Source organism: Pontimicrobium sp. MEBiC01747 (assembly GCF_053601635.1).
This window is the reverse complement of sequence record NZ_JBSHNS010000341.1, coordinates 1-3,734: the sequence shown is the minus strand read 5'-3', so window position 1 is coordinate 3,734 and position 3,734 is coordinate 1. Positions and strand designations below refer to the sequence as shown.

Here is a 3,734-nt window from a genome sequence, read left to right as displayed (position 1 = left end):
GTCTAAAATGGTTTTATGGTCGAACGCTAATTCTGGAATTTCATTTACAGGAAACCATTGTGCTTCTGCCGCATCTGTTGCTGCTTCAATTTTAAAGTGATTGGGTTTAACGAGTCCGAAATAGCTAATAGAGATGACTCTGTTTCTTGGGTCTCGTTTTGGTTTACCAAAGGAATATAACTGTTCTAAATAATCGATTTTAACGCCTGTTTCTTCTTCTAATTCTCGTTCTACGGCTTCTTCTAGAGATTCGTTTTCTAATACTAATCCTCCTGGTAATGCCCAAGTATCTTTAAAGGGTTCTACTCCTCTACGAATTAAAAGTACTGATAGATTTTTTTTAGACTCGTAACCAAAAACGACAGCATCTACCGCCACTTTAATATTTTGAACTACCCCCATAATTTGCGTATTTGTAACGCAAATTTATAGCTTTATAAATACAATTAAAAGGTGTTTTTAAAAATATTGCCCAATTCCAAACACTAATCCTTTGGTAGCATCTGGTGTTATGCCTATGCCATAGTCGATTCTAAAAGTGGCATTAAATATTTGTTTATGTATAAAGCGAAGTCCAACTCCTGGGTAGACTCTAATATTTTGAGAGTCGCTAAAATCACCGAAATCGCCTCCTGGGTTCCTCCATGTACCTGCATCTATAAAGGCATTTCCTTGTAGAGCAAACCAGCCTTTTTCGTATAACGTATGCCTATATTCTGTATTTAAAACAATAGCTCCTGTACCTCTATCTATGGTATTACCAACGCCTCTTATATTTAAATTATTATCTACAGAAAAGGGTGCAAATGGTGTATTGTTATTTGTAGAAAAACCTACACGCATTCTATTAGCCCAATTGCCTTTATCGCCTATTCTAGCATAATATATAAAGTCGTTCCACCCTATAACAAATTCGGGTAAATGCTCATCGCTTGTAGAGGTTACATATTGAAAATTAAGTGTACTTTTAAATCCTTTTACATATTGGTAATCGTAATCTAAATTATTATACTCATAAATAAATTTATATAGTAGTTTTTTAACATTTAGTGCTAAAGGTACCGCAGGGTTAGTTGCTCCCGACTTATATGCATACTTTTCTGAAAAGTAATTAACTCCTGCTTCTATACGATTATGAAAGTTTATTTGATAGAGCCCTAAAACCTCGTAAGATGTATTTCTATATTTATAATCGGCTGTTGTATTGTCAAAAAACACAGGTTCTTGTGTTATTAAATCTTGATGATTTATTGCTAGTCCTAATTGTCTACTAAATAAAAAAGGGGCTCTAAAATTAATTCCATAGCTACTGTATATATCTTTTTGATAAAAGCCTCCAAAGGTCATATTTCTACCTAATAGGTTAAACTCATACAGCCCTAATCTATAGGCAAATTCGCCTTCGTTAGAGGTGTAAATATTTGCAGATGGTATAATTGTAAAGTTTTCTTCTATATTATAAAAAACGTTATACGAATTATCATGAGAGTAAAAGACTTGATAATACGCATGGGCTACAGATGGTAACCGTTTTAATTGTTTTATGTCGTTTTCTATAGCTACAGAATCTAGTATACTACCTGCTTTTACTGTAGCTATTTTTTTTACAAAAGATGTTTTTATCTTTTTATTTCCTTGAATTTTTAAGTCTAGTACTATTTTATCTTGACCAAAGCTTTGCAATGCAAAAATTCCAAAAAATAGAACTATAAAAAACTGTTTCATCATTATTCTGTTATAAAAGGTTTTTGCGCTACTAAATTAACCCAATTATCTAAGCTAACATCCATTAATGTATAATTGTACATTGTATTATTAACCAATGCTGATGGTGTACCTTGCGTTATGTTTAACACAACATTAGTGGTGTCATAATATTTAAACTGATTATCGTAAGTATAGGTGCCAGATATTAAATTGTTTTCTGAATCTGAAAGTACTTGAAAATAAATAGCATTATCTCCAAAGGCATTAGCTTCCCAACTAAATTGTGGCATTAAATTTAGTTCTTGATTAATAGTTATATCATTATTCCACACTGAGGGTTTTGTTACTTGTTTGGTACGGATTGGGTTAGATATTTTAATTTCTCCATTAAGTTCATACGTTACAATTATCCATTTCTCTGTGGTTAGCTCTGTTTTAAAAAAACGTAGATAGCCATTAAAAAACGGGCTACTTTCTAAACTTATTTTTTTGTAATTATTAAAGTTTGAGTTTGTAACATTGGTATCTTCTGTTTCGAAATATTGAATATTGGTAGCACCTTCTTTTGGGTAAAAAAAGGTTAAAACAGCATTAGTATTATTTTCGCTAGCTGCACAAGCTATTACTGCTCCTGTTTCTATTGTTTTCCCACTTACATAATCTTCTAATGTATTAATTATAATAGCTGTATTTTCATCGTCTCTTGAACAAGATGCGATTACTATTAAGATTACTATAAGTTTTAGTACTTTCATGTGTTACTCTTATCTTTTTTTTGAGTGGTTACATAAACATATTAAAACATTATATTTTTTAATATGTTTCAATTAATGTAACGCATAATGTGCTTTTATTAATTCTTCTACAGGTTTATTTTGTGGTGTAAATCTAGAATTATTTTTACCTCCAGATGTTTCATGATCATGATACCATTTCCAAATAAATCCTCCTGCAAACCATTCTTCTTTCCAAAACGTATCAAACAATGCTTTTGTAGTATTGGTTTGTGCTTCTAAATTTACACTAGTCATGCTTCTGTCTGATCGCCAAGGTTCTTTCCCTGAAAAATCTACGCTTCTATAACCAAATTCTGTAAACAGAATAGGTTTATTATGTTTTAAAGACATGCCTTTTATTGTTTCTTTATGGGCATTCCATCCTTTTAAACATTCTTCTACTGTAGGTGTTTTACTTATAGAAACAGGAAAATAGGCATCTACCCCAATAAAATCTAAACGATTCCAAAATGGGGTGCGTTTAAACTCGTCCCAATTAGCTGCATAAGTTAGTTTTCCTTTGTAGCGTTTTTTTATTTCTGTTATTAAGTTATCCCAGTATTTAGGTCTATTTTCTACAAATAATTCTAATTCTGTACCTATACAAAATAGCTCTGCATTTATTTCATTAGCTAAATCTGCATATTCTAATATAAATTTAGAGTAGGCCTCTTCTAGTGTTTTCCAATCGGCTTCTGTTTCCATTTTAATATATCCTGTAAACTCACCGCGCCATACCCATATTTGGGGTTTTAGCATTATTTTTATGCCTTTAATTTTTAATTGCTCTGCGTATTGCTTAGCACCAGATTTTGTTTCCCCAAACCATTGCCTATCTGTATTAAATGCTATTTTTGGATGCTTTAAATCTTTAATAAATCCAAAAGGCATTATTGCTGCATAATTAGCATTTATATTTACTACTGGGCTAATATGTTGCTCATTAACTGGTACTCCTGAGGCAACAAAACTAACCCCGTTAATTTTTGAGTTTTGTGCTGTACACGATTGTAGTAAAAGGTATAAAAAAAGGAGTTTAATATACTTCATTTTAAAGTCGTTTTATTAAACTCCCAATTTACTATTTATACTATAATAATGCTCTTAAACCTATGCTAAAAGTTTGTCCTAACCCTTGGAAGTTATTTCCTCTAATAAATTTACCATAAGAGGCTTCTACGTTTAATGCTTTTGTTAATTGGTATTTTCCTCCAAAACCTAATTGTGTATAGTTTTGCTCGAAGTTATTTC

Annotated in this window: 4 protein-coding genes; all 4 read right to left on the bottom strand. The window is 31.4% G+C overall.

What is annotated here, in order from left to right; translation table 11 throughout:
• Nucleotides 1-402, bottom strand: a 402-nt coding sequence (locus ACVC2P_RS11125) for an NUDIX domain-containing protein (RefSeq protein WP_452598542.1), incomplete at its 3' end; no start/stop codon positions are given.
• A gap of 57 nt (nt 403-459) precedes the next feature.
• On the bottom strand, nt 460-1,725 hold the full coding sequence (locus ACVC2P_RS11120) for an outer membrane protein assembly factor (protein ID WP_452598543.1): 1,266 nt from the start codon (nt 1,723-1,725) through the stop codon (nt 460-462).
• A gap of 2 nt (nt 1,726-1,727) precedes the next feature.
• Complete coding sequence (locus ACVC2P_RS11115; RefSeq protein WP_452598541.1) at nt 1,728-2,462, bottom strand: hypothetical protein; 735 nt, start codon at nt 2,460-2,462, stop codon at nt 1,728-1,730.
• A gap of 72 nt (nt 2,463-2,534) precedes the next feature.
• Complete coding sequence (locus ACVC2P_RS11110; protein WP_452598540.1) at nt 2,535-3,533, bottom strand: glycoside hydrolase family 113; 999 nt, start codon at nt 3,531-3,533, stop codon at nt 2,535-2,537.
• Between the last annotated feature and the right edge of the window lie 201 nt (nt 3,534-3,734).